Origin of the sequence: Burkholderia sp. 9775_39, from assembly GCF_015712225.1 — a bacterium.
GTDB classification, from domain to species: domain Bacteria; phylum Pseudomonadota; class Gammaproteobacteria; order Burkholderiales; family Burkholderiaceae; genus Burkholderia; species Burkholderia cenocepacia.
In genome coordinates this window covers 1-251 of record NZ_JACCQC010000133.1, presented here as the reverse complement: position 1 = coordinate 251, position 251 = coordinate 1, and the positions used below count along the sequence as shown (strand labels likewise).

The following is a 251-nucleotide window of genomic DNA, read 5'->3' as shown; positions in this document are numbered from 1 at the left end:
CAGACTTGTTATAGGATCAAGCCTTACGGGCAATTAGTATCAGTTAGCTGAACGCATTACTGCGCTTACACACCTGACCTATCAACGTCCTGGTCTCGAACGACCCTTCAAGGAGGTCTAGCCTCCAGGGATATCTCATCTTAAGGCGAGTTTCCCGCTTAGATGCTTTCAGCGGTTATCTCTTCCGAACATAGCTACCCGGCGATGCCACTGGCGTGACAACCGGTACACCAGAGGTTCGTCCACTCCGG

At 51.8% G+C, this 251-nt stretch carries 1 rRNA gene; it reads right to left on the bottom strand.

The annotated features are described in order from the left end of the window. Positions 1-12: 12 nt before the first annotated feature. A 23S ribosomal RNA gene (locus tag H0X90_RS35620) occupies positions 13-251 on the bottom strand; the annotation flags it as partial.